Here is a 26,927-nt window from a genome sequence, read left to right as displayed (position 1 = left end):
CTCATCCCCTATACTCTTTCTATTGAAAATTCATCATTTTCACATACACTATATTTAAAATCTTTGTTAACTTCATTAACAAAAGCTTTTATCCATAAGTTTCTTAAAGTATAAAAATAATTTACATCTCCGTTTGCGGCATCCCATATATCTTTATGAACGCAAATTCTTCTCTTCCAAACAACTTTATTTTCATCTTGTGAAATTACTTCATTTACTCTATCACAAGGCATTCCATCTAATATATAATCATTTACTGCATTGAATATTTCAACAGCATTACTTACAGGCTTTCCTTCTTCTTTTGCTTCTTTTGCAGCCTTTATACCTTGATTCATATATAAACCTTCTAGCTTAGAAGTTGTGTTTTCTTTTTCTAAAAGCTTACCAGTCCATGTTGCAAGTCTTCCTTCTGCAGAATGAATCTTGTCTTGTAACCATCCGTGAATATTTGATGTATCAATCATTTGCTCAAGAGGAAGATTAGGTAACTTTTCTCCATATTTATTATTTATTTCTTTTGATAAATTTTCTATATCTAATCCTTCATTTTTTGCTAAAGCAATTATTTCTTCTTCAAGTCCTTCAAACCAAACTATTTTATTAAATAACCAATAGTGAATTTTTCCTAAATATAAGCTCATCTATTTTTTCCTCCAATATCCATTACTAATTTTATAATGATAGTGTAACATAGGATCATAATATTTTTCGGTAACATTTGTTACTTTTAATTTATTTTATATTTTATCTATAATTTCTAAGTTTAATTTTTTTGCAAATTCTTCTCCCCTAAATCTAAATCTTAAATCTTCAGGTTCATGTGCATCTACCCCAAGTATTCTTTTAACATTATATTCTTTTGATAAATTCCAAAACTCTTCTACAGGATAAAAATATCTTTCACCTAAGTTATATTTAACTTTCCCTCTTTTAAATCCATTTATGTTGATTTCAAGAGGCATATTTAATCTTTCTGCTGCTTCTAAAATTCTTCTTGATGCTTTAATTGAGTGTTCATCCCAATTTCTATATGATACTGCAAATAAATCTGGATGAGCTATGTAAGCAAAATATCCACTTTCCATAGACTTTATTACATAGTCTATATAGCATTCCAAAATTTCTGGAGTTAATTTAACTCCACCTACATAAAGCCATTCACCTTTATATGGGAAAAAATGTACTCCTAATAATAAATAGTCAACTTTATATTTTTCTTTAAATTCATCATATAACCAATGATAATCTTCAAAATACTCACATTCTATTGCTTTTTTTACTGATATCTTATCTCCATATTTCTCTTTAGCATCATCTATTTCCTTAAAATAAATATCTAAGTCCTCATATGACATTCTATTTCCATTATCTATATTTTTGCCTGGATGAGGTAGATGGTCTGATATTCCTATTTCATCATAACCTTCCTTTATTGCTTCCTCTACATAATCCTCTATTGTTCCAATAGCATGGTTACATCTATAATTATGTGTATGATAATTAGTTTTCATTTTCTTCACCTATCCTTTTCCGTCATTTAAGTATTTATTACATAAATAATATAATAACATATATCTAAAGTAACTTCTATTTTCAAACTTTAAATGAAAAGGCTATCATAAATTAATTATAAAAAATTTATTAATAATTAATTTATGATAGCCTAATTTATTATTTTATAAAATATCCATTCTTATTCCTTGAACCTCTATAACTCGCTTCGTTATCATACTATGAACTACAACTACTTCATCTCTCTCAGCAATATAGCAATAATCTCTAACGCTAAATGATATTTCATATTCATTTTCATAATCAGTAATATAGATTCTATAAACCGGTATTTTAGTAGATCCTTTTGTAGTTTCTACAACTCCTGTACATATTCCACTAGTTTTAGTATACAATCCAAATAAAACTTCAAAAAAGTATATAAAATCTGGAATAAATAATATTAAAAATATATAAAACTCTTTATCGAAATATCCTGATAATAAAAATATAATTAATAATAACTTTATCCACCTAACCCTATTGATTCTATCTTTCCATTTAACTTTAATATGGGGCGAAAACTTAGATTTCATTCTCCAAAATATATTGCTTTCCTTATTATAACTACCTGGATACTCATAATCCCTCTTCCATTTTAATTGCCTATCGGTAATTTGTAATAATTTTATCTTTCTTTCAATTATATATATTAAAATTAAAATTATTTCAGCTAATATTTCTATTCTAACTAAAGCTGGATCTTTAGATAATATGGCTATAATCATTGAATAAACAACAAAAAGAATACATACTATCTTTAAGATAATTGTTTTCTTTTTAACTTCTATAAGTATATCCTCTTCTGCATTTAACTTAATATTACTTATAGAAAAAATTCCTAATGCTATTATAGAAAATATCATCATTATACTTATAGAATTTATATCTATATTATTAAAAAATGGAATTTTAATTCCTTTGTATTTAAAATAGTAATCTAAATTAGCTATAAATCCTAAAACTAATCCGAAAGCTCCAAATATTCTCATGTTCTCTAGGCTTCTTTTTTCTGATCCCATAACAACAACTCCTTTATTGCTTTAAAATAAATAATATCTATATTATTTATAAATTAGTTTTATTATCTACTTCTATTATATTATAATAGTGTTAATAATTGTTATAAATTTATGTAAACGAGGTGTTTTGATTGAAAAATTTTATAGATTTAAGAAGTGATACAGTAACTAAGCAACCAGATTTTATGAAAGAAGCTATGATTAATGCTGAAGTAGGTGATGACGTTTATGGAGATGATCCTACTGTTATAAAGCTTGAAGCTCTTGCTGCAGAAATAGTTGGTAAGGAAGCTGCCCTTTTTGTTCCAAGTGGTACTTTTGGTAATCAACTTGCTTTATTTACTCATTGTAAAAGAGGTAGTGAGGTAATTATAGCTGATTCTAATCATATAGTTGCTCATGAAGTTGGGGCAAGCTCTGTAATTGCTGGTGTACAGCTAAGAACTATAGATTCCCCAAATGGTATTATAAATTCTCACGATATAGAAAAAAGAATTCGTTTTGAAGATGATGATATACACTTTCCTTCTACATCTTTAATTTGTATTGAAAATGCTCATTCAAGTGGTAATGTGTTAACTCTTGAAAATATGGAGGATGTATTTAATACAGCAAAAAAATACAATTTACCTGTTCATCTAGATGGAGCAAGAGTATTTAATGCATCTACAGCCCTTGGAGTTGATGTAAAAGAAATTACTAAATATTGTGATTCAGTTATGTTTTGCTTATCAAAAGGACTATGTGCCCCTGTTGGTTCAATTTTAGCTGGAAGCAAAGATTTTATAGCTAAAGCTAGAAAAAAGAGAAAGCTTATGGGTGGTGGTCTAAGACAAGCTGGTTTCCTTGCAGCTGCAGGAATTGTTGCACTGAATGATATGTCTAAAAGATTAGAAGATGACCATGAAAATGCTAAGCTTTTAGCTAGTGAATTAAATAAAATCCCTGAACTTAGTGTTAATTTAGATAATGTTAAAATAAATATGGTATTTTTCAGTTTTAAAAATTCTAATATAGATACTAAAGCATTAGTAAATTACTTTTTAGAAAATGATATTAAAATAAATGATGTTGAAAATGGTCAAATGAGATTTGTAACTCATTATTGGGTTACTAAAGAAGATATCTCAAAAATAGTTGATACATTAAAAACATACTTAAATAAAAACAGAAATTAATATTCTTATAAATAGGAATATCTCACAATTAAATATTTATACTTAATGTAAAAATTACTGAAAGCAATTCAAAAAAAATGTAAGTAGTATTCCAGTCTGAAATACTACTTACATTTAAATCTTTAAATTAAATAATTGCTTGCCAAAGCCTATCATTCTCTACTTAAATTTATAATAAAAGTACTTCCTTTATTTAACTCACTTTCTACAATAATATTTCCTTTTGAAATTTCAACTATTCTTTTAGCTATTGTAAGTCCTAATCCATACCCCAAATCATTTCTAGAGTTATCTTCTTGATAAAATTTATCAAATATATGACTTACTGTCTCTTCATTCATACCTATCCCTTCATCTTGTATATAAACTTTTATAAAATCAAGACTTTTTTCTATTTTAATATTGATTTCTCCATTTTCATATGAAAACTTAATTGCATTTTCTATAATATTGCTCCAAACCTGTAAAAATAGCTCTTCATCACCATAATAATAAGTGGTTGCCAAATCTAAATTAAATTTAATATTCTTTTCAATCCACTTGCTTTGCAATAAAAGTATTGCTCTTCTTATATTTTCATCTAATGCAAACTTACTTTGATTTTCTAAAGCATCTTGATTTTCTAGTTTAGATATTTTTAATATATTACTTGATAAGTTTTCAAGTCTTTTGGATTCTTCAATTATAATATTTAGGTATTCTTCTCTTTCATCATCATTTAAGTTATTATTCTTGAGAATCTTAGCAAATCCCTGGATAGATGCAATGGGAGTCTTTAACTCATGTGAAATATTATTTATAAAATCCTTTTGAATATAAGCTGTATTTTTTAGTTTCTTTGTCATATCATTAAAATGAAAAATCAATTGAGCTATTTCATCTTTTTCTTTTGTTTCTAATTTAATATCAAAATTTCCTTCTGCAACTTCATTAGTTGCCTTAGTCAATTTTTGTATTTGCTTAACTACTATTCTAGAAATAAAGCATAACAATGTTAAACAAACTATAAAGCTTATCACTAAAATTATAAACTTCAATCCATGAAACTCTTTCATAATAGGAATTAAGTATTGACTATGTTTTGAAATTTTACTATTTACTATTGGAGATACGATAAAAAATGTAACTATATTACTTAAAAGAATTGTTGTAAAAAAATATACTATTATTTTTCCTTGTAAAGTATGTCTAAAATAATTATATATCTTATTCATATATTTCTTTCCGCCTTATAACCAAGCCCTCTCACAGTTACAATTCTAAACTCATTAAAATCACTAAGCTTTTCTCTTATTCTCTTAATGTGGACATCTACTGTTCTTTCGTCACTTTCAATATCTATACCCCAAATTGCCTCCATAAGTTGATTTCTAGTAAAAATTTGTTTAGGATAGCTAAGTAATTTAAATAATAAATAAAACTCTTTTTTAGCTAGTTCTACTATCTTTGATCCTTTTTTTATTGTTAACGCATCGTAATCCAAAACTACATCACCAATTACTAACTTATGTTCATTGGATATTCTTGATCTTCTTAAAAGTGCATTTATTCTAAGAAGCATTTCATCTAAATCAATTGGTTTTACCATATAATCGTCTGCCCCAACTAAAAATCCTTTTTTCTTATCTTCTATAGTTTCTTTGGCTGTAACCATTAAAATTGGGAGTTCATAATTTGAATTACGTAAATCTTTTACTAATTCATATCCATTTATCTTTGGCATCATAATATCACAAATTACTAAATCAATATGCTTATCTTCAAATATTTCAATAGCTTTTTCTCCATCCGCTGCTAAATATATTTCATATCCATTTTGCTTTAAAAATACTTCCATTAATCTTCTTAAGTTTTTGTCATCTTCAACAATTAATATGTTTATCATTATATTCTCCTCAAAATTTACCTCTTAACTAAAAAACTATCTCTTAACTAAATATTATAGTATAGTTAAAAACATAGGCAAATACCTTAATAGATATTTGCCTATTACTTTTAAAATTATTCTGTTCTTAAAGCTTCAACTGGATCTTTCTTAGATGCCATTTTAGCTGGTATAGATCCCCCTAGCATAGTTAAACATACACTTATAACTATTAATATAATAGCGTGAACTGGATCTAAAACTGCTACACCCTTTAAATCTGTTATCTTATATAATATATTATTTGTTGGGAATGTTAATAGCCAAGCAATTATTATTCCTAGAATACCAGAACAACTTCCAACAATAAATGTTTCTGCATTAAACACGCGAGTTATATCTTTTTTTCTAGCTCCTAAAGCTCTCAATACTCCTATTTCCTTTGTTCTTTCAAGAACTGAAATATAAGTTATTATTCCAACCATTATTAATGAAACTACTAAAGATATTGCAGCAAATGCTATTAAAACCATTGTTATAGCATCCATTATTCCACCTGATAAACTTACAAATGTACTTGCCATATCATTGTATATAACAACATCTTCTTTTTCTTTCCCTTCATTCCAATCATCTAAATAGTCAGTTACAGCTTCTTTTGTTGTAAAATCTTTTGGATATAAAGTAATCATATATGGAGTACCAACTGCCCCTATTGAAGAAAGTATATTTTCCTTAGTATTTTGATTATTGCTATCTGGTCTATCACTTACTTTATCAAATCTTTCTCCTGTGAATACATTATAATCAACTGCTTGCTGAGCTTTTGCTACTTCTGAATTTTTAGCATCTTCTATAAAGTGCTTACTTAATTCATCTGAATAAGCAAGACCTGAGGATAAAACAGGAATAGTCACATCTTTCTTTAATCTTAAGATTCCAGTTATCTTAAGTGGAATTGCTCTTTCATTATTATATATTTCACTCATGTCACTAGGATTTCCTGCTAGTGTAAAGTAATTTCCAACCTTAGTATAGTAATCATTATTTAATATAGCTCTTAATTCATGACCTATAATATCATTAAAGTTAATTTCTTCTTTATTGCTATCAATTCCAAGTGCATCTAAAATTGCTGTATCTATTTTATTATATTCATCTACAACTAAAACTAAATCTGTCATTTCTTTTGGATATTCACCTGAAAGTAAGTCATATGATGTCTCTAAATATCCTTCTGTACTATTATCTAGCTTTATTGGATAAGATGATAAATTTAAATCTGAAACACTTACTGGAGTTGCAACATTACCATCACTTTTTAAAAGATTCATGTTGACTAAGCGAGTATATGATACTCCTGAAAGTAAATTGCTATCTATTTTTTCAACATAGTCTACATATTCTTCTGTTAGCTTATTATTGTGCATAAATGTATTTTCTTTAGTGTTATATGGATAAATAACATCTGTTTCTGGATACTTTCCATCTTCCTCACCATCTCCAGACATCTCTTTTCTCATTTCTTTGCTATGTTCCATCATACTATTTATATCAACTTCAGCAGCTTTTTGAGTTATCATAATTGGAAATCCTGATAAGGTATCTGATTCAAAAATATCTATTTGCTTATCAAATCCATTTGAAAGTGATAAAATTAATGCTATTCCTATAATACCTATACTTGATGCAAATGCTGTTAAGAAAGTTCTCCATTTTTTAGTTCTTATATTCATTCCTGATAACTTTAATGCTGTAAAGAAACTCATACTTGTCTTTTTAAGGCTATACGAATTATTACTTTTTTCCTCTTCTAATGGATTAGTATCTGAAATAACATTACCATCTCTAAATTCAACTATTCTATCTGCATATTCTTTAGCTAGTTCTGGATTGTGAGTTACCATTATAACTAGCTTATCTTTTGCTATATCTTTTATAAGATCCATTATTTGAATACTAGTCTTAGTATCAAGAGCTCCTGTTGGTTCATCTGCTAGTATTATATCTGGATCATTTGCAAGCGCTCTTGCAATAGCAACTCTTTGCATTTGTCCACCTGAAAGCTGATTAGGTCTTTTGTGAACGTGGTCTTTAAGTCCAACTCTTTCTAAAGATTCTAAAGCTTTTTTATGTTTTTCAGCAGATGAAACTCCACTTAATGTCATTCCCATTTCTACATTGTCTAAAATACTTAAGTGGCTTATTAAATTATAACTTTGAAAAATAAATCCTATACTATTATTACGATAAGCATCCCAATCTGAATCCTTAAATTCTCTAGTGGATTTCCCATTTATAATTAAGTCTCCACTATCATATTTATCTAATCCTCCAATAATATTTAGGCAAGTAGTTTTTCCTGAACCACTCGGTCCAAGTATTGCTACAAATTCATTTTGTCTAAAGTTTAAGCTTACCCCACCTAAAGCAACTTGTTTAAATTCGCCTGTTACATATGATTTTTTTATATTTTTTAGCGATAACATACTTTTCCTCCTGCAATAAATTTTACTACGGTAGTTTAAATAATATTTTAGTTTTATGAACTAAATATGAACTTAGTAAAATTATTATATATATGATTATAGCCATCTTTAAGTAAACTTAACTAAAAAATTCCCAATAAAGTATGTTAAATAAAGAAGTTTTTAATCTAACATACTTTATTGGGAATAGTATCTACTACTCTTTACTTAAGCTTCTTTTTTCGTTTTATTATCCTGAATAAGATTTATTATTAAAAGAAACCCTATTAAAATTGCTGAAGCTGATAGCACTTGTAATATTTCCATAACATTCATCCAAATATCAATTTCTAAATAAGAATTAAACATCATAGTTCCTGCATAAATTATGATATCCCCTAACAAAAAAGTTAGTAAATTATTAATTATTATTTTTAATTTTGAACTATACATTTCCTTTTTACTAAGAGGTATAGTATCATATTTCCTTAATATAAAAACTCGTTTTCCTTGCTCCTTTATCCAAAATAAATGATTATTAAGATATAGTATCAATATAATCACTCCAAAAACTAATATAGGATTTATAAAAGAAATAGGTTTAGGATCCAACCCCTTCCCCCATATAACTTTATGAGAAGAAACATCTGATTGAATTACTACAAAGTAGAAAAATAATAATACTCCAAGCACTAATTTTTGATAATGATACTTTATTCTTTCTTTTTCATTTTCTAAATAGCTCATTTTGCTATACCTCCTTATTTTTAAAGTAAATCACTTATGTGAAATTTTTTATTTAAGGAATCTTCTAATTGCTTTCTTTTAAAATTATCTTCAAGAGCTTCTTTAGTATCATTTATTTTAATTTCACCATTATCAAGTAAGATAATATAATCTGCAATCTTATCAAGATCGCTAGTTATATGAGTTGACATAAGAATTCCAATATCTTTATTTAATATATCTTGTAGCATATTTAAAAAATCTTTTCTAAAAACAGGATCAAATCCCGCTGTTGGTTCATCTAAAAGAAGAAATTTGGGACTATGTGCCATAGCAAAACATACTTGAAATTTCATTTTCATTCCTTTAGAAAATTGATATAATGGTTGCCCCTTAGGAATATTCATTTTATCTAGCCATATATAATAATCTTCCATACTCCAATTATTAAAATATTCTCCAAGAAGTACTCCATTTTCATATGCTGTCTTATCCATAAAAAATGAAAGTTTTTCAGAAATTAGACCAATTTCTTGCTTTGCTTCAGAAGTATTCTTTTTTATATCAATTCCATTTATATTTACTTTCCCTTCAAAGTCAGTATCTAATCCAGATATAATATTAATAAGTGTAGTTTTACCTGCGCCATTTATTCCAATAAGCCCTGTAAGATATCCTGGTTTAATTGTTAAAGAAACTGATTTAAGTGAAAAATCTTTATATTTTTTTACTATATTTTCACATTGTATACTATTTGTCATAAAGGCTATCTCCCTTCATATAGAGTATTTAAAATATCTTGCATATCTTCAAGTGTAAGTTCTAATTTTTTACCCTCACTAATTAAACTTTCAAAATTATTTTCAAAATCTTTAAGCTGCTCCTCTCGAAGCTTTTGACGATTTGGCTCTTTTACGTAAAACCCCTTACCTTGAACTGAATAAATTAACCCTTCCTTTTCAAGTTCCTCATATGCACGTTTTGTTGTGATTACACTTATTTGTAGATCTCTAGCAAGGGATCTAATGGATGGTAATAAATCTCCTGGCATTATAGATTCTTGTATGATTGAATTTTTTATAGATTTAACTATTTGCTCATAAATTGAAATATTACTATCTGTATCTAAAATAATATTCATTATTAACCTTCTTTCGTATCTGGTATTTGCCTATAAACATCTTCATATGAAAGAGATTTCTTTAAAATTGGATTTATACAATGGTAAGCAATGTATGCATTTACTATAAGAGCTATAATCCAGCCTATTCCCCCTAAAAAATTCAATTGCACATTAATAATAGACAATGAATAAAAAACTATAGCCTCCAGCATTAATAAACAAATCCAATAATAATTAACTATTTCTTCCTCTTTAGAATATATTATATATCCTTCTTTATCTTTCTTTTTTAATCCTTGTTCACCTATACCTATTTTTAAATTAATATCTAATATAATAAAAAACCATAAAATAAGCTCTATTAAATTTAATATTATACCTTTATTAAGAAATATTTTACCTATATAACTATAACTTGCTATAAAAATAAACATAAATCCAAAAATAATCTTTATATATAACTGTAAGTACATATATTTCATTTTTTCCTTTTCACCTGCTGCACATACAAACATTGCTTTACTAAGCCTTAATGGAATTTTTTTTGTTATATCAAACATTGTAATAAATGCCATACTATATATAACAGGGAAAATAAGCCTTATCATATGCTCTTCCAATAATAATTTACTTACAGCTTCTTTTGTTCTAGGAATATCCGCTGGTATATTTGTAGCCAATACAAAAGATGATATATAAATAGTTATTAAAATAAATAAAATTATATTGAGTACTACACTTACCCAAGACCTTTTTAAGTTTACTAATAAATCACTAATAATAATTTTTAGCATTTAGAGTACCCTCCTTTGTCTAAATAATACATTACCTCTTCTATTGCTGGAACTTTAACTTCCATATCTATATAATCTTCTCCTTCTACCTTTTCAATAAAAGCACAATTATGATATTCTCCATATTCTCGATAAATAATATTAGAGACCTTAAGATTTTGAATTTGCTCTTTACTACCTTTAATAATTAAATACTTCTCCTGAAGCTCCTCTTTACTTAAATAGAAAAATATTTCCCCATCATGAAGTAAAGCTATATAATCTCCAACTTGATCAAGATCTTCTGTAATATGAGTGGAAAATAACACACTTCTAGTTCCATCTTCTACAATTTCCTGCATACAATTTATAAGCTCTTTTCTAAATAGAGGGTTTAACCCTGCTGCTGGTTCATCCATTATAAATAGTTTTGCATCATGAGATAAAGCAAAGGCTAACTGGAATCTAACCTTTAAACCTGCAGATAACTTACCTACTTTCTTCTTAAGAGGTACTTCAAAACGCTGACAAAATTTACGGAATAAATTTTCATCAAACTTACTATAAAGACTTCCATAAATTTTTCCATTACTTATTACACTTATAGTATCCTCAAACATATTTTCATCAAGAACAAAACCAATTTGATCTTTTGCATCTTTTTCATTAGCATCCATAGAAATGCCATTAATTTTTACACTTCCACTATCCTTCTTATATAAATTTAATATTGTATTAATAAGTGTTGTTTTACCTGAACCATTTACACCTACTAATCCAACTATATAACCAGGCTCTATTTTAAAATTAACTCCTCTTAAATGTAAATTTCCTATATTCTTCTCTAAGTTTTCTATCTCCATTAAAGCAGTCATAAAAGTTCCTCCTTATAAATAACAGTATATATACTGTTTATATCTATATATACAGTATATATACTAATGGAATCAATTTCAAGTATTTTCCTATTTTTATTATTAATATTTTATTTAAATAGTTTTAAATAAAATAGATGCAGTCTCAGAAATCTATTTAATATAAAATTTATTTAATTTTAAGTAATCTTTATTGCATTAGAAAAGTTGATTTCTTATTTTTATAAAGGGGCTCGCGTTTTGCGAGCCCCTTTCAAACCATTGATTTTACTTGCTTAAAGGCGTTTTTGAACTTAAATCTAAATTTTTTCTGTTATTTATATATACGCAAAAAGGGAAGTTCGAATCTAATCAGAACTTCCCTTTTTATCGGCTAATATCAAAATTTATTTTGATACAGCCCTTTTTACACATTTATACTATCTAAATTTCTAGACCTAAAATTCCTAAAAAGATGCTTAATTATCAATTATGCACTATCAACTGTCAATTATCTATTATAGCTTCCTTCCCAAACAATTTCTCTATACTTATCTGGATCAGTATCTCCTTCTGTACTAAATAAAAGAACTCTTGAATTTTCATTTAGTCCAATACTTTCTTTTAAATCCTTGTATTTTGGATTAGTCATTAATTCATAAACTAACCCTAAAGTAACTGCCCCTGATTCTCCAGAAACAACTTTCTTATCTCCATTAAGTGGGTTTCCTAAAACTCTCATTCCATTTGCTGCAACATAATTTGGAGCTGATACAAAAACTTTAGAATGATTCTTTAAAACTTCAAATCCTGTTATATTAACTTCACCACATGCAAGTCCAGCCATTATTGTTGGCATATCTCCACCAACAGCTCTTGGTTTTCCATCATTCGCCATAGCTGATTCATAGTAGCATGCTGCTTCTTTAGCTTCAACTACAATGGTAGTTGGGCAATCTTCACCAAATACAGAAGCAAAAAATCCTTGTATTCCACCAGCTAGTGAACCAACCCCTGCTTGTAAGAATATATGCGTTGGTCTTTCTACTTTATAATCATTTCTTAATTGCTCTAATGCTTCAAGTCCCATGGTTCCATATCCTTGCATTATCCATGCTGGAATTTCTTCATATCCTTCCCAAGCAGTATCTTGAACTACTACTCCATTATGATCTTCTGCATATTTAGCTGCAAGTCTTACAGCATCATCATAATTCATATCTGTGATTGAAGCCTCTGCTCCTTCTTTTCTGATATTTTCAAGCCTTATTAAGGACGATCCCTTTGGCATATAAACTACTGACTTTTGTTTTAATCTATTAGCTGTCCATGCAACCCCTCTTCCATGATTTCCATCTGTTGCAGTAACAAAAGTAATATCACCAAGTTTTTCTCTAACTTCATCTGAAGTTAATTTTTCATATGGCAATTCTGATATATCCATACTTAACCTTTGTGCTAAGTATTTTCCCATTGAATAAGATCCACCTAGAACTTTAAAAGCATTTAAACCAAATCTATATGATTCATCTTTTAAATAAATTCCTCCAAGTCCTAATCTTTCACTTAAATTTTCTAAGTTAATTAATGGTGTAACACTATATTCTGGAAAACTCTTATGAAAGTTTCTAGCTTTATTTATTTCATCCATACTTAAAAAATCCAAATCACCATCTTTTTTACTTTTTGGCATGGTATTTTCTTTCCACAGTATATTTTCCCCCATTATTAAACCTCCTAATTATCTAATAATCCTTGTTCCAGTCTTTCCTTGAATTCCTTCTTTAGCTTTTTCTAATAATGTTATAAGAGCATGTCTTCCTTCTTTTGACTCTGCAAACTCTATTCCAGCTTCTACCTTTGGTTTCATTGATCCTGGAGCAAAATGCCCTTCTTCAACATATTTTTTCATTTCTTCAACTGTAACATTATCTAACCATTTTTCATTTTCCTTACCATAGTTTATAGCAGCCTTTTCTACAGCTGTTAATATAATTAGAAAATCAGCATCTAACTCTTTTGCTAATGTAGAACTAGCAAAATCTTTATCTATAACTGCACTAGCTCCTTTTAAGTGATTTCCTTCTTTAATTACTGGAATTCCACCGCCACCACAGGCTATAACAACTTGTCCAGCATCTACTAAACTTCTAATTGTATTAATTTCTATAATACTCTTTGGCCTTGGAGATGCAACTACTCTTCTATATCCTCTTCCTGCATCTTCTACTACACTTTCACCTTTTGCAATTAACATATCTGCCTCTTCTTTAGTCATAAAACTTCCAATAGGTTTAGTTGGATTATCAAATGCTTTATCATTCTTATCTACTTCAACTTGAGTAATAATTGTTGCTACTGATTTATCTATATTTCTACTTAATAGCTCTTCTCTAAGTGCATTTTGCAAATCATACCCTACATATCCTTGACTCATTGCAACACATACAGACATTGGAATAGATGAATATTTGTGATTTGACTTAGTTAATGCATCCATAGCAAGGTTTATCATACCAACTTGAGGTCCATTTCCATGAGATATAACGACATCATGTCCTTCTTCAATTAAATCTACTATAGCCTTTGCAGTTGACTTAACTGCACCCATTTGCTCTTCTAAATTATTTCCTAATGCATTCCCACCTAATGCTATTACAATTTTCTTTTTCATAATTTCTCTCCCTATATACTCCCTTAGAATTTATGATTTAAATTTTGAGTTTTTCTAAATATTTTAGAGGCTTTTATCCATCTTTTTCTATTCTAGGATAAAAGCCTATTTATAGTGTTAAGCTTATTTAAATTGACGTTCTTTCTTAGCTGACTCTAATTTATCTAAAACTTCTTGTGGATTTTTAACCTTACTTAAGAAAATCATAGCTGCTATAACATATGGCTTATAACTAGCTTCTTTATATAGAGGTTTTCTATATCTATCAAATACTGAAGCATCAACTTCTCCAGTTTCACAACTAACTCCTGTAATATCCGCTGGTAAGCAATGTAAATATAATGCCTTTCCATCCTTAGTTGTCTTCATTAACTCTTCAGTACATTGCCAATCTTTATGTTCAGCATTTTGTGCTAATAATTCCTTTTCTAATTCCTTTATTCCATCAAAATCTCCATTTCCATATAAATCTGTTCTCTTTTCCATAGCAACAAATGGAGCCCAGCTCTTTGGATATACGATATCAGCATCTTTAAATGCTTCTTCCATTGAATTAGTTTTTGTAAATGATCCACCTGAAATATTAGCATTTTCTTTAGCAATTTCTTCAACTTCTGGCATTACTTCATATCCTTCTGGATGAGCTAAAACAACGTCCATTCCAAATCTTGTTAATAGTCCAATAATACCTTGAGGAACTGATAATGGCTTTCCATAGGATGGTGAATATGCCCAAGTCATAGCTACTTTTTTACCTTTTAGGTTTTCTATTCCACCAAATTCATTAATTAAATGAAGAGCATCTGCCATAGCTTGTGTTGGATGATCAATATCACATTGTAAGTCTACTAAAGTTGGAATTTGTTCTAATGTTCCTTCTTCATATCCTTCTCTTACAGCCTTTGATACTTCTCTCATATAAGTATTTCCTTTACCTATATACATATCATCTCTTATCCCTATAACGTCAGCCATAAATGAAACCATATTAGCTGTTTCTCTAACAGTTTCTCCATGTGCTACTTGTGATTTTCCTTCATCTAAATCTTGTACTTCTAATCCTAAAAGATTACAAGCTGATGCAAAGCTAAATCTTGTACGAGTTGAATTATCTCTAAATAAAGAAATTCCAAGTCCACTATCAAATATTTTTGTAGAAATATTATTTTTTCTTAAATCTCTTAAAGCTTCTGCAACTGTAAAGACAGCTTTTAATTCATCGTCACTTTTTTTCCAAGTCTCCATAAAGTCATCATTATACATTTTTGAAAAATCTAATTGATTAAGTTCATTAATATACTTGTCCATTAAAGCCATTTTAAAATTCCTACCCTTCATTATTTTGATTTTTATTTATTCAAATATTAATTTATTATTTTTCTTTATTAGCACAATAAATTGTTGGTAATGCAGCATATACAGCAGCACACTTAACTAAATCTTCTTTCCAAGTCTTTTCATTTGGAGCATGTGCTTCTGCTTCTGCACCTGGTCCAAATCCTATTACAGGAATTCCATTACGTCCCATTATTGATACTCCATTTGTTGAGAATGTCCATTTATCAGTAAGTGGACGAGCTTTTCTCATTTCCTCAGTTACAGTAGCACCACTTCTTGTTGTTCCATAAAGTCCTTTGTATGATTCTTCCATTGCTTTTGTTACAATATGATCTTCTGGAATTACCCAAGTTGGGAAGTAGCATTCAATTGGATATATTAATCCAGTGTAGCTTGGTCTATCATAGTTATACATACTTACTGTTGCATTGTACTTCTTAACAGCTGGAAGATTACGGATTTCTTCTAAACAGCTTTCCCAAGTTTCACCTGCAGTCATACGACGATCTAAAGATACTGAGCATGAATCAGCAACGGCACAACGGCTTGGAGAAGTATAGAATATTTGAGAAGTTGTAACTGTACCTCTTCCTAAAAAGTTAGCTTCTTTCCATTCCTTATTATATTTTTCATCTAACATTTTTACTAAGCCTTTGATTTCTTTATCATCAGCTGCATCATTTTCATTAAGGTCACGAATATTCATTAATATTTCAGCCATTTTGTAAATTGCATTATCTCCTCTTTCTGGAGCTGAACCATGGCATGAAACTCCTTGAACATCAACACGAATTTCCATACGACCTCTTTGTCCTCTATAGATTCCTCCATCTGTTGGCTCTGTAGAAACTACAAATTCTGGTCTTATATTATCTTCTTTAATTATATATTCCCAGCAAAGTCCATCACAGTCTTCTTCTTGAACTGAACCTACAACTAAAGCTGTATATTTTTCACTTAAAAGATTTAAATCTTTCATTATTTTTGCACCATAAACAGCTGAAACTATTCCACCTAATTGATCTGAAGTACCACGTCCACCTATTTCAGTTTCACTTTCATATCCTTCATATGGATCAAAGTTCCAGTTTGCTCTATTTCCTATACCAACAGTATCAATATGTGCATCAAATCCTATTAATGTCTCACCAGTTCCCATATATCCTAGCACATTACCTTGTGGGTCTATTTCAACTTTATTAAAACCTAATAATCTCATTTCCTCTGCTATACGGTTAACAACACCTTTTTCTTCACAGCTTTCTCCAGGAATAGCTACTAAATCTCTTAAAAATTTAGTCATTTGAACTTTATATCCCTCTGCTTGTGATTTAATATTCGTAAAATCCATATTCTTTTCCCCCTTATAGTTTTAATATATTAAATTTTTAATATTATTATTAAAATCATCATTTATATTTTAAGCAAAACCCATGCCAACTTTTTCTTTAATTATTAATATGATTTCTTAATATTTTTATGATTTTAAGGCCTTTTTAAAGACTATTTTATTAAAAAAATAAAGGATTATCATTTTGATAATCCTTTATCACTTTGGTTAAATCCAGTATTTTATAAGCTTTTTAGTGCTATTTTTTTATTTTTATCATTTTGATAAGCTATAATTTTATAAACTCTATTTTCAACCTTTATTTTAATGCTTTTAATGCTACAGAGTTTAAAATACTCCAAGGTTTATTAAAATGTGGTTGGAAGAAGAAATCTGTCATTGCAAGTTCTTCAACAGTCATTTCATTTTGAACTACAACTGAAAGAGTATTCATAAATTCAGTCATATCTACTTTGGAAGCAATTTGTCCCCCAACAATTCTTTTTGTAGTTTTTTCATAAACTAATTTTAACATAACATCTTCAAACGTAGGCATAAATTCAGGTCTATTTTTTTCATTTATTGTTACACTTTCTACTTCAAAATTTGTAGTAAGTTTTGCTCCTTCTTCTGTTAACCCTGTAGATGCAATACACTCATCATAAATCTTTATTCCTGATGTTCCTTGTGTTCCCATATACCTTAATTTTGGCTCTTTTATATTTCTAGCAATTAACATTCCCATTCTAACTGCATTTGTTGCAAGAGGAATATATCTACTATCTTTTGCTGGATTATATCTTACCATACAACAATCTCCTGCTGCAAAAACATCTTCCCTACTAGTTCTCATATAATCATCTATTATTATTGCACCATTTTTTAAAGTTTCTAATTTTCCTTTTACTAATTTTGTGCTTGGAGCAAATCCTATGCAAAGTACTACTAAGTCACCTTCGTATTCTCCTTTATCAGTAACTACCTTTTGAACTTCTCCATTATCGCCGCTGAACTTTACTACTTTTTCTCCTAGAACTAATTTAATTCCTCTATTAGTAAACTCTTTTTCTGCAATATCAGAAAATTCCTTATCTAAATACTTAGACATAATTCTATCTTCTGCATCAATTAATGTTACTTTTTTTCCTAACATTTCAAATGACTCAGCTAACTCCACACCTATATATCCAGCTCCAATTATAACAACATTTTTTGCTGAATCTTTCTTTTCATCAATTATCTTAGCATGATTATAATTTTTACATAATAATATATTTTCAAGATCTAGTCCTTCTAAATTTGGAACTATCGGCCAAGAACCTAAAGTTAAAATAAGTTTATCATAATTATCTTCAAATTCTTCTGAACTTACTAAATTCTTAACTTTAATCCTTTTATTATCAAAATCTATATCTAACACTTCATGCTTCATTTTTGCAACTATTCCACTGCAAGATAAGTTTTCAGGAGAATTATAAAAAAGCTTTTCTGGCTCTGTAACTACTCCTCCAACACTTAAAGCTATTCCACATGATAAAAATGAAATATTATCATTTTTTTCATATACTACTACTTCTGAATCTGGATATAATTCTTTTAAATTTACAACAGCTGATGTACCAGCGTGAGTGCATCCTATTACAATTACTTTCATAAATATTCTCCTTTATATAATTAGTTTAACTATTATATAAATAGAGTTTGCTAAAAATTATTTAATATTCATTTATAATGTAGTCTACATATTTTTTGCAATAAATTCTAACATTTTTATGCCAACTGATACAATTTCATCTATATTTATTTGTGAAAAATCATGGCTAGCTCCTTCTAATGTTATAAGTTCTGTTTTATTTCCTTTTTCTTTAAGCTCATTATATAATATTTCTGCATTTTCATAAGGTACTGTATTATCTTGTTTACTATGAACTATTAACGTATTTGGCTCATTTTTATCTACATAATTCACTGGACTATAAAGTTTTAAAATATCTTCTTTTTGTTCTCCTACTGAATTTATTATTTGTTCTAAATCCCATTGAACATTGCTAGTATCTAAAGTTGTTAAATCTGTTGGTCCAAAAAAATCTATTAAATACTTTATATTTGATGGATAACCTTGTAGTTCCTGTGAATCAACAAATTCATCTTCGCTACTATATGCAGCCATTAATGCTAAGTGTGCTCCAGATGATGCACCTATAACACCTATCCTCTCAGCATTAAATCCATAATCATCTTTATTCTTATGTATCCATCTTATTGTATCTTTTACATCACTAATTTGTTTACTGAAATTTTCCTCACCTTTCATAAGCTCATAGCTAGTACTTATTATTGTAAAGCCTTCTTCTCTAAATGCATCTAAAAGTGGTGATATTGCTTCTGGTATTTCATTATTTCCATACACCCAGCTTCCACCATGCACATATAATATTACTGGTGAACCACCCTTAACACTTTTCTTTGGTCCATAAATATCAAGGGTTAATGGAACTCCATTAGTGTTTTTATATATAATATCATCATAATCAATAGAATCTATAGATTTTAACGACAAATTTTCTGTTAAACTTTTTTCATTTTCTACAAACTCACTATATTTCTTTAATACACTTGTATATAAAGATATTCTATCTCTTATAGAATATAGAAAAATTCCACCTACTAAAACTACTACTAAAATTATTATCCCTAAAACTTTTAAAAATTTCTTCATTGTTTCTCCTTCCATTAATATAATAGTCCCTTACTATTTTAATTTATATTATATTTCAAATATTTATACAATAAATTAAACTTTTATTAATTTTATATTTTTGTCAATAATACTTATGTATAATAATACACTATATTGATATTAAATTTAGGAAGTGATTCTATGAAAAAAAGATTATTTCTATTAATATTTTCATTAGTATTTTCACTTATTTTAATTGGATGTAATAAAAGTAAAGATGAGCCAGTATCTACTCCTTCAAAAAATATTGTTGATGAAGAAAAAAATCCAAATGATGATAAGGATACGGATAATCCATCTGATGATAAACCATCAAATAATAACTCTAATGAAAATAAATCAATTACTAATACTAAAGTTCGTTTATTTTATTTCGATTCTTCAAAATTGAAACTTTATTATATAGATAAAGAAATTCAAATATCAGACAAAGCTATAGTAAAAGCTTTAACCAAAGAGCTTCAAAACTATTCCCCTAACAACAATTTTTTAAATTTAACTAACGAAGTAGAAATCACTTCTGCTAAATTAGATGAAAATAAAAAACTTCTAACTGTAGTATTTTCTTCTTCGTATGTTGATAAAATGACTCTTGGATCTTCAACAGAAAGCGGATTATTATCTTCATTAATATCTACCTATGCTTATAATTTAAATGTTGATAAAGTTGCCATTTATTTTGGAGATAAGCTATATACTTCTTTAAAAGGTGATCTTCCTAATGGTTATTTTAATGTAGATTATAGCTCTGCTATCCCTTATTCTAAAAATTCTTACAATAATTCTAATACTGGTAATAATAGCGAAACTAATGCTGTAAAAAAGACTATAAATTCAAGAATATATTACTACAATTGCGTTGACGATGTATTTTATTATAAAGATAAACCTATTGAAGTTATAGATGGTGCCTTAGTAACTGCATTATCAAATGAACTAAAAAATCCTCCAGATAAAAATTTATTTAATTTTGGCGATAGCTTATCTATTCGTTCGGCTAAGCTAGATAGAGAAAATAATACACTAACTGTTGACTTGTCAAAATCTTATTATAATTTATTAAGTAATCTTGGTTCTGGAAGTGAAGCCGCTGCTTTAAAATCATTAGCATTAACTTATGGATATAATTATGGCGTAGATAAAGTTATAATATTAGTAAATGGCAAACCTTATTCAGGTAGCCATATAATTTTAGAAGTAAATGAATGTATTAATATAGATGTAGATAATATCAAGCCTTTAAATATCTAATAAATTATTTTATTAGATTGATAATTAATTTAGATACTAGTACCTTCACACTATTCCAATTTATTTATATAAATAAGTTCATAATCTTTTATTAAAAAAGTAGTTAGTTTTGTTTTCATACAAGACTAACTACTATATCTATTAACCCAAATTCTAAATTTCAAATATATGTAGTTACTATAAAGAAATTAATAGTAACTACAAACAATGAATAAATAAAATATATAAATATTCTATTGCCCCTATTGCTTTTCTATTTTCATATATATCTTCTACGCTTATATTTAAAACCATCAATCAAAAATATTCTTTAATAAAAATTGATTCTTACTCTTAGTAATATCACTTGAGATTATTGTATTCATTTCTTTAGGATTTATTTTAGAATCGCAAATTCTAATACTTTGTTCTCTAATAAGAATATCTAAATATTGTTTTATCATTAAGCCATTTCTTAAACTTAAATTTCTATTATCATCTAATTCTATTATTGTCTTGTTTAAAGTTTCTTTAGATTCATCATCTATAACATATTTCTTATTTTCTAAAATGCTTAGTGCCATATTAAATAATTCATCTTTGTTATAATCTTTAAAGTTTAACATTGATGGAAACCTATAATTTAATTCTGGATTTAACTGCATAAGACTTTTAATATCTTTACTTTTTCCTGATAAAGTTATAACTATTCTATTACTATTCTTGTCTATAAATTTGATTAAGTCCTTTATTATTCTATTTGATGTATCTTCTAATAAGAACTCAGCATTATCTATATAAACTACTTTACCAACTTGCTTATTTAAAATATCTTCAAAAGATATTCCATTTTTCATATTATCTATAATTTCTTCTTTATTTAGGTCTACTATACTTTTAGCTTTTACAACACCAATACTATATAATGTTTCTGATAATATATTTAATACAGTTTTTTTACCTGTTCCGATATCCCCAGTAAAAATTATGTTCATATATCTATTTATATCTGTAGATAACCCTAATCTTTTTCTTCTTTCCTTTACTCTCATTAATTTATATTGATTTCTTAAAAACTCTTTAGCTTCTTCATTTCCAATTAAATCTTTTAGTTTTTCCTCTAAATCAAACTCATTGTCATATTGGGAAGTATTAAGTTTTTCAACATCCTTATATGTTATTAAATTCATCTCGTAAACACTTATATCTTCTTCTGCAATTCTTATGCTTTGAATTCTTATTAAATTCTCAACATAATTTCTTACCATTCTACCATTTCCTGACTGTGCATCAGAATTTTCATATATGTCAACAAAACTCTTTTTAAGTGCTGTATATCCATTCTTAGATAACTTAAATCCTTTTGATTCAACTAACCTTATAGCCATTTCTAAAAGTTCATTTGGATTATAATCTTCAAAATTAGTCCATAATGGGAATCTTGATCGAAGTCCTATATTTACATCAAAGAATTCTTCCATTTCTTGCTCATATCCAGCTAAAATAACTATTACCTCTTTTGAATAATCCTCTATTAATTTAAGAAGTGTTTCTATGGCTTCTCTTCCTAAACTATCGTTAGCAAGAGTGTATGCTTCATCTATAAATAATACGCCACCTAAGGCTTCTTTAAATTTTTCTTCTGTTTTTTTAGAAGTTTCTCCTGGGATATTTGAAACAAAACTAGACCTATCTGTTTCTACTAATTGACCTACTTTTAATAATCCCATACTATTAAGCATTTGAGCAACTAATCTTGCTATACTGGTTTTCCCAGTACCAGGATTACCCGCAAATACCATATTTAAGTTTTGATCTATCTCCGTATTTACTCCAACAGACTTTCTTTTCTCTTGAGCAATTAAAAGCTTATATTGACTTCTTAAAAGATTTTTAACTTCTTCTAACCCTATTATATCCTTTAACTTTTCTTCCAAATCAAATTTAGCACTAGCTTTAAAGTTAAAATCTTCTCTTTCTAATAAGTCTATTTCACTTTTATTGCTATTTAGATATTTTCTTGAAGAATATATAATAGCATTTTCTATTATATTTCTTACAAACCTTGCATTCCCTAAATCATTTTTTCCTGTAAGCTGATTTCTGGTAAACAAATCTATTAAATCATTTTTAACATTATTTGCAATTCTATATCCCTTTGTTTTTGCAATTTGCTTAGCAATTTTATACATTTCTTCTGGATTATAATCTTCAAAATGTATCGTATTAGGAAACCTGGATTTAAGTCCTTGATTAAAACTCAAAAATTCTTCCATATCTTTTTCATATCCAGCCAATATGACTGTTAAATTATTTCTATTATCCTCAATTCCTTTTAGTAAAGCATCTACTATTTCCTTTCCAACCTTATCATCTTCGCTTTCACACAAAGCGTATGCTTCATCAATGAACAATACTCCTCCTATTGCTGAATTAATTATGTCATTTGTTCTTTTAGCAGTTTCATTAATATGTTCTGTTATAAAATCTGCCTTGCTAACCTCTACAAATACTCCTTTTGACAATAAACCTAAAGCATTTAAATATTCATAAGTTATCCTTGCTGCATTTGTCTTTCCAGTACCTGCATTTCCCGCAAATATCATATTTAAAGATATTCTAGATACTCTTAGTCCTAATTTTTCTCTTATTTTTTGTACCTTATAATTATTTTCTATATTTACTAAGAACTCTTTTAGCTCTTTAACCCCTATTATAGATTCTAATTTATATCTAACCTCATCCAAAGTAGGAGTAGAATACTTATTTAACCTATATATTTCATTATTTACTTTACATTGCATTTTATTATTATCTATATATAGTAATATCTTTTCTCCTGCTTCTATTGATTCTTTCAATACCAAGTTTCTTAAAGGATCACTTACTTTATAATATATATATTCTGTAATATCAAAGCCACTATTTTTGCTAAAGTTCTTTTGAAGATACTCGCAAACACCGAACTTTTCTTTTTCATTAATACTGTCCTTAAATCCTAATAGAACTTGTATGCCAAAATCATCTTTTATTTTTTCAATTTCATTTGTTAACTTTTTTCTTATAATTATATTTTTTTCTTTTTCAGTAAGCTCTCTAGTATAAAAAATTCTATCGCTATTTTTTAATGATACCTGTAAGAAGTCCTCAAATTCATTCTTATCTTCATAGTTATAAATAAATATAAAAAATTTATTATGACAAACTATCTTATTAATTTTATTTTTATCTTGCTCTTTAGCTTCTACTAAAAATTTGTTCTTAATTACATAATCATGGTTTAATTGAATACAAGTATTAGGATATATACTTGATAATAGTTTCATTATTTCCTTTGACGCTTTTTCTGTATTTTTAAACATCAATCCCTCAGATTTATTATTATTTAACTTTTCATATAAATCTGTTAAAAAAGCATTATATCCCATATTAAAATTATAAGATGCTAAATCAATTTCATCTAAATTTCTATTTCTTATTAGCTTATTTTTATATAACTCTTCGAAAATAGCTCTTATACTTATCTTTTTAAATGTGTTCTTATGCCCTGCTACAGTTAAAATTCCTTTTTCTTCATTTTCTATTTTATTTATAAAATATTCTGATACCTCTTTAAAAAACTCTTTTTGACCTATAAATTCTTTATTTAATTTCTTTTCTATATTTAATATCATTTCATCTCTATCCATATGTCCTCCCATTCATTTTATAATTTACTGTAATTAGACTATTCCTTATTATTTTTATCAAAGTTATTGTAACTTACTCATTAATATAAAAAACGCTGTACTTTTCAAAGTACAGCATTGTAAATTATATTAAATCATCTTTTTTCAATAAATTTAATAATGTTGGATTAAATTTAAATTCATTTATAAGTGAATCTACTTCCTTTAAAGCTTTTTCCCTTTTCTCAATTGAAATTTTAGATTTTGAAGCTCTTATTAATATATTCTTAGGTGAATGTGCAATATCAATAAATTCTAAAAGCTGTGTCTTGTAACCAGCTGCTTCTAAAAGATTTCCCCTTACTGCATCTGTCATTAATGCCGCTACTCTTTCTTGAACTATTCCATATTTAGTTAATATAGATAATGTACTTGCTTCCATTTGATGATTGAATTCGTGCTGGCAACATGGTACTGAGAAAATCATCTTTGCATTCCATTTTATTGCATTATACAATGCATAATCTGTTGCTGTATCACAAGCATGTAGTGTTATTACCATATCAACATTATTTTCATACTTGTATCCATTTATATCTCCAAGTTCAAAATGTAAATTATCATATTTATATCTTTTAGCAATTTCATTACATTTTTTAATTACATCAGCTTTAAGATCTAATCCTATCATTTTAACATTTATATTTTTTATCTCTACAAAATAATAATATAAAACAAAAGTTAAGTATGATTTTCCACAACCAAAATCTAATATAGTAAGTTCTTTATAATCATTTTTCTTTATTTCATCATCTATTATTTCAATAAACCTATTTATTTGCTTATACTTATCATATTTAGAATTTATAACTTTACCTTCTTTAGTGAAAACCCCTAAATCTATTAAAGGCTCTATTATCATACCCTCTTTTAATATGTAATTTTTTTCTTTATTATGGCTCTTATTAGAAAGATTAGAATTATTACTCTTTTTCTTTCCTAAAAATACTTTTCCCTTTTTTGATATTTTTAAATCAAAAGATGTTTCATTAGACCATGCTGACAATTGTTTGTAATTTTCATTTACAATCTCAAATAGTGCTTTTTCCAATTGATTAATTTCAATGTTTTCATGAAAAACTTGCTTATCAGTAAATTTTTCTATTTGATAATATTTTTTCCCCTTATTATTTTCCTTAAGTAAAAAACTTATTTTATTATATTCAATTTCTTTATTTGCTTTATTACTAATAACTATCTTTAAAATTTCTTCTTCTAACATTTCATAAATAGCATTTTTTAAATCTTCCATATCTAAAACAACTCCTTGCTATAAATTGCAAATATAAGGGCTACGATAAGTAAATATTACACAAGAAATTACTAGATAGCAAGAAATTTTATTATTCTACATATTTGCTTCTTAATAGTTCTATTTCTTTTGCATAACCATCAAGTTCATTTGGAGTTTCTAAGAAAAATGGTAAATGCTTTAGCTTTGGATGATTTATTATTCTTGTTATAGCTTCTAACCCTAAAGAACCCTCTCCTATTTTTTCATGTCTATCTTTGTGACTCTTAAATGGATTTTTACTATCATTTAAGTGAATTGCTTTTAATCTATCTAATCCTATTATTCTATCAAACTCTTCTAAAACCCCATCTAAATCATTTACTATATCATATCCCGCATCATAAATATGGCAAGTATCAAGACAAACTCCCATCTTTTCTTTTAATTCAACTCTTGATATTATTTCTGCTATTTCTTCAAAGGTTCTTCCAACTTCTGAACCTTTTCCAGCCATAGTTTCTAGTAAAACTGTAGTAGTTTGGTCTTTACTTAATACAGTATTAAGTAAATCTACTATATAATTTATACCTATCTCTACCCCTTGCTTTACGTGACTTCCTGGATGAAAATTATATAAGTTATTTGGCATAAGTTCCATTCTATTTAAATCATCAGCCATCATTTCTCTTGCAAATTCTCTTGTTCTTTCATCTGCTGAACATGCATTTAATGTATATGGAGCATGTGCTAAAATAGTTGCAAAGTTATTTTCCCTTGCAATTTTTAAAAGACCTTCCATATCATCCATATCTATTTCTTTTGCCTTACCACCTCTTGGATTACGAGTGAAGAACTGAAATGTATTTGCTCCAATTTGTAGTGCTTCTTTTCCCATATTTTCAAAACCTTTTGTAGTTGATAAATGACATCCTATATTTAACATAATTACCTCCAAAGTATAGTCTTATTTCAATTTGTAACTTTTAATAATCTTTTTATTAGATAATATTAAACTATCATATAATCTTTATAATTTATAAACTAATCCTATTAATTATTAGTTTCTGTTAGTTATATAAAATAATACTATA

General features: G+C 27.4%; 22 protein-coding genes. 2 read left to right on the top strand and 20 right to left on the bottom strand.

From position 1 onward, the window contains the following. Positions 1–8 precede the first annotated feature (8 nt). The 3 genes from I2A75_RS05810 to I2A75_RS05800 all read right to left on the bottom strand — a co-directional run bounded on the left by I2A75_RS05810 (position 9) and on the right by I2A75_RS05800 (position 2,576). Positions 9–644 carry a hypothetical protein gene (locus tag I2A75_RS05810; RefSeq protein WP_195263534.1) on the bottom strand — a complete coding sequence of 212 codons (636 nt, stop codon included), beginning with the start codon at positions 642–644 and terminating at the stop codon, positions 9–11. Positions 645–740: 96 nt separating this feature from the next. Next, a complete protein-coding gene (locus tag I2A75_RS05805; RefSeq protein WP_195263533.1) occupies positions 741–1,514 on the bottom strand; it encodes a histidinol-phosphatase in 774 nt (257 codons plus the stop codon). Between the two features lie 165 nt (positions 1,515–1,679). After that, positions 1,680–2,576 carry a hypothetical protein gene (locus tag I2A75_RS05800; RefSeq protein WP_195263532.1) on the bottom strand — a complete coding sequence of 299 codons (897 nt, stop codon included), beginning with the start codon at positions 2,574–2,576 and terminating at the stop codon, positions 1,680–1,682. 131 nt (positions 2,577–2,707) lie between these two features. On the opposite strand from I2A75_RS05800, the gene ltaE reads away from it, so the two are divergent. Then, positions 2,708–3,754 carry a low-specificity L-threonine aldolase gene (gene ltaE, locus I2A75_RS05795; protein WP_195263531.1) on the top strand — a complete coding sequence of 349 codons (1,047 nt, stop codon included), beginning with the start codon at positions 2,708–2,710 and terminating at the stop codon, positions 3,752–3,754. 152 nt (positions 3,755–3,906) lie between these two features. Here the strand turns inward: ltaE and I2A75_RS05790 are convergent, their stop codons facing one another. From I2A75_RS05790 to I2A75_RS05725, 14 genes are all read right to left on the bottom strand, one after another. Continuing rightward, positions 3,907–4,968: a HAMP domain-containing sensor histidine kinase gene (locus I2A75_RS05790; protein WP_195263530.1), complete on the bottom strand. Its 1,062-nt coding sequence runs from the start codon at positions 4,966–4,968 to the stop codon at positions 3,907–3,909. Continuing rightward, on the bottom strand, positions 4,965–5,639 hold the full coding sequence (locus I2A75_RS05785) for a response regulator transcription factor (RefSeq protein WP_195263529.1): 675 nt from the start codon (positions 5,637–5,639) through the stop codon (positions 4,965–4,967). The genes I2A75_RS05790 and I2A75_RS05785 overlap by 4 nt, the downstream gene beginning before the upstream one ends. Positions 5,640–5,755: 116 nt before the next feature. Continuing rightward, a complete protein-coding gene (locus I2A75_RS05780) occupies positions 5,756–8,107 on the bottom strand; it encodes an ABC transporter ATP-binding protein/permease (protein WP_195263528.1) in 2,352 nt (783 codons plus the stop codon). Positions 8,108–8,314: 207 nt separating this feature from the next. Further along, positions 8,315–8,833: a hypothetical protein gene (locus tag I2A75_RS05775; protein ID WP_195263527.1), complete on the bottom strand. Its 519-nt coding sequence runs from the start codon at positions 8,831–8,833 to the stop codon at positions 8,315–8,317. Positions 8,834–8,853: 20 nt separating this feature from the next. Continuing rightward, the gene (locus I2A75_RS05770) at positions 8,854–9,573 is read right to left on the bottom strand and encodes an ABC transporter ATP-binding protein (RefSeq protein ID WP_195263526.1); all 720 of its coding nucleotides are present in this window, start codon (positions 9,571–9,573) and stop codon (positions 8,854–8,856) included. A gap of 5 nt (positions 9,574–9,578) precedes the next feature. Beyond that, positions 9,579–9,953, bottom strand: coding sequence for a GntR family transcriptional regulator (locus I2A75_RS05765; protein WP_195263525.1), 375 nt, complete (start codon positions 9,951–9,953; stop codon positions 9,579–9,581). A 2-nt stretch (positions 9,954–9,955) separates the two neighbouring features. Further along, complete coding sequence (locus I2A75_RS05760) at positions 9,956–10,729, bottom strand: hypothetical protein (RefSeq protein ID WP_195263524.1); 774 nt, start codon at positions 10,727–10,729, stop codon at positions 9,956–9,958. Further along, on the bottom strand, positions 10,723–11,583 hold the full coding sequence (locus I2A75_RS05755; RefSeq protein WP_195263523.1) for an ABC transporter ATP-binding protein: 861 nt from the start codon (positions 11,581–11,583) through the stop codon (positions 10,723–10,725). The genes I2A75_RS05760 and I2A75_RS05755 overlap by 7 nt, the downstream gene beginning before the upstream one ends. Before the next feature lie 490 nt (positions 11,584–12,073). After that, positions 12,074–13,288, bottom strand: a complete 1,215-nt coding sequence (dpaL, locus tag I2A75_RS05750) for a diaminopropionate ammonia-lyase (RefSeq protein ID WP_195263522.1) — start codon at positions 13,286–13,288, stop codon at positions 12,074–12,076. Positions 13,289–13,303: 15 nt separating this feature from the next. After that, on the bottom strand, positions 13,304–14,236 hold the full coding sequence (gene arcC / locus I2A75_RS05745) for a carbamate kinase (RefSeq protein ID WP_195263521.1): 933 nt from the start codon (positions 14,234–14,236) through the stop codon (positions 13,304–13,306). Positions 14,237–14,359: 123 nt separating this feature from the next. Further along, positions 14,360–15,553, bottom strand: coding sequence for a knotted carbamoyltransferase YgeW (ygeW, locus tag I2A75_RS05740; RefSeq protein WP_195263520.1), 1,194 nt, complete (start codon positions 15,551–15,553; stop codon positions 14,360–14,362). 55 nt (positions 15,554–15,608) lie between these two features. Then, a complete protein-coding gene (locus I2A75_RS05735) occupies positions 15,609–16,925 on the bottom strand; it encodes a YgeY family selenium metabolism-linked hydrolase (protein ID WP_195263519.1) in 1,317 nt (438 codons plus the stop codon). A 298-nt stretch (positions 16,926–17,223) separates the two neighbouring features. Beyond that, on the bottom strand, positions 17,224–18,558 hold the full coding sequence (locus tag I2A75_RS05730; RefSeq protein WP_195263518.1) for an FAD-dependent oxidoreductase: 1,335 nt from the start codon (positions 18,556–18,558) through the stop codon (positions 17,224–17,226). Between the two features lie 84 nt (positions 18,559–18,642). After that, positions 18,643–19,623: an alpha/beta hydrolase gene (locus I2A75_RS05725; protein ID WP_195263517.1), complete on the bottom strand. Its 981-nt coding sequence runs from the start codon at positions 19,621–19,623 to the stop codon at positions 18,643–18,645. A gap of 162 nt (positions 19,624–19,785) precedes the next feature. On the opposite strand from I2A75_RS05725, the gene I2A75_RS05720 reads away from it, so the two are divergent. Continuing rightward, positions 19,786–20,895: a GerMN domain-containing protein gene (locus tag I2A75_RS05720; RefSeq protein ID WP_195263516.1), complete on the top strand. Its 1,110-nt coding sequence runs from the start codon at positions 19,786–19,788 to the stop codon at positions 20,893–20,895. Between the two features lie 293 nt (positions 20,896–21,188). Here I2A75_RS05720 and I2A75_RS05715 read toward each other — a convergent pair whose 3' ends face one another. The 3 genes from I2A75_RS05715 to I2A75_RS05705 all read right to left on the bottom strand — a co-directional run bounded on the left by I2A75_RS05715 (position 21,189) and on the right by I2A75_RS05705 (position 26,779). After that, complete coding sequence (locus I2A75_RS05715) at positions 21,189–24,563, bottom strand: AAA family ATPase (protein ID WP_195263515.1); 3,375 nt, start codon at positions 24,561–24,563, stop codon at positions 21,189–21,191. A 124-nt stretch (positions 24,564–24,687) separates the two neighbouring features. Continuing rightward, positions 24,688–25,854, bottom strand: a complete 1,167-nt coding sequence (locus tag I2A75_RS05710; RefSeq protein WP_195263514.1) for an SAM-dependent methyltransferase — start codon at positions 25,852–25,854, stop codon at positions 24,688–24,690. Positions 25,855–25,945: 91 nt separating this feature from the next. Continuing rightward, entirely contained in the window at positions 25,946–26,779 is an 834-nt protein-coding gene (locus tag I2A75_RS05705) for a deoxyribonuclease IV (RefSeq protein ID WP_195263513.1), read from the bottom strand. Between the last annotated feature and the right edge of the window lie 148 nt (positions 26,780–26,927).

Source organism: Clostridium sp. 1001275B_160808_H3, from assembly GCF_015550425.1.
GTDB lineage: Bacteria > Bacillota > Clostridia > Clostridiales > Clostridiaceae > Clostridium.
The sequence above is the reverse complement of the archived record's forward strand: the minus strand, read 5'-3'. Positions and strand labels throughout refer to the sequence as shown.

Excerpts from the sequence above, each read along its gene's own strand:
- I2A75_RS05715 (WP_195263515.1), bottom strand. The coding sequence starts at position 24,563 with ATGGATAGAGATGAAATGATATTAAATATAGAAAAGAAATTAAATAAA.
- dpaL (WP_195263522.1), bottom strand. The coding sequence starts at position 13,288 with ATGGGGGAAAATATACTGTGGAAAGAAAATACCATGCCAAAAAGTAAA.
- I2A75_RS05780 (WP_195263528.1), bottom strand. The coding sequence starts at position 8,107 with ATGTTATCGCTAAAAAATATAAAAAAATCATATGTAACAGGCGAATTT.
- I2A75_RS05810 (WP_195263534.1), bottom strand. The coding sequence starts at position 644 with ATGAGCTTATATTTAGGAAAAATTCACTATTGGTTATTTAATAAAATA.
- I2A75_RS05755 (WP_195263523.1), bottom strand. The coding sequence starts at position 11,583 with ATGACTGCTTTAATGGAGATAGAAAACTTAGAGAAGAATATAGGAAAT.
- I2A75_RS05790 (WP_195263530.1), bottom strand. The coding sequence starts at position 4,968 with ATGAATAAGATATATAATTATTTTAGACATACTTTACAAGGAAAAATA.
- I2A75_RS05775 (WP_195263527.1), bottom strand. The coding sequence starts at position 8,833 with ATGAGCTATTTAGAAAATGAAAAAGAAAGAATAAAGTATCATTATCAA.
- I2A75_RS05710 (WP_195263514.1), bottom strand. The coding sequence starts at position 25,854 with ATGGAAGATTTAAAAAATGCTATTTATGAAATGTTAGAAGAAGAAATT.
- I2A75_RS05735 (WP_195263519.1), bottom strand. The coding sequence starts at position 16,925 with ATGGATTTTACGAATATTAAATCACAAGCAGAGGGATATAAAGTTCAA.
- I2A75_RS05785 (WP_195263529.1), bottom strand. The coding sequence starts at position 5,639 with ATGATAAACATATTAATTGTTGAAGATGACAAAAACTTAAGAAGATTA.
- I2A75_RS05800 (WP_195263532.1), bottom strand. The coding sequence starts at position 2,576 with ATGGGATCAGAAAAAAGAAGCCTAGAGAACATGAGAATATTTGGAGCT.
- I2A75_RS05770 (WP_195263526.1), bottom strand. The coding sequence starts at position 9,573 with ATGACAAATAGTATACAATGTGAAAATATAGTAAAAAAATATAAAGAT.
- ygeW (WP_195263520.1), bottom strand. The coding sequence starts at position 15,553 with ATGGCTTTAATGGACAAGTATATTAATGAACTTAATCAATTAGATTTT.
- I2A75_RS05765 (WP_195263525.1), bottom strand. The coding sequence starts at position 9,953 with ATGAATATTATTTTAGATACAGATAGTAATATTTCAATTTATGAGCAA.
- I2A75_RS05705 (WP_195263513.1), bottom strand. The coding sequence starts at position 26,779 with ATGTTAAATATAGGATGTCATTTATCAACTACAAAAGGTTTTGAAAAT.
- I2A75_RS05725 (WP_195263517.1), bottom strand. The coding sequence starts at position 19,623 with ATGAAGAAATTTTTAAAAGTTTTAGGGATAATAATTTTAGTAGTAGTT.
- I2A75_RS05760 (WP_195263524.1), bottom strand. The coding sequence starts at position 10,729 with ATGCTAAAAATTATTATTAGTGATTTATTAGTAAACTTAAAAAGGTCT.
- I2A75_RS05720 (WP_195263516.1), top strand. The coding sequence starts at position 19,786 with ATGAAAAAAAGATTATTTCTATTAATATTTTCATTAGTATTTTCACTT.
- I2A75_RS05805 (WP_195263533.1), bottom strand. The coding sequence starts at position 1,514 with ATGAAAACTAATTATCATACACATAATTATAGATGTAACCATGCTATT.
- I2A75_RS05730 (WP_195263518.1), bottom strand. The coding sequence starts at position 18,558 with ATGAAAGTAATTGTAATAGGATGCACTCACGCTGGTACATCAGCTGTT.
- arcC (WP_195263521.1), bottom strand. The coding sequence starts at position 14,236 with ATGAAAAAGAAAATTGTAATAGCATTAGGTGGGAATGCATTAGGAAAT.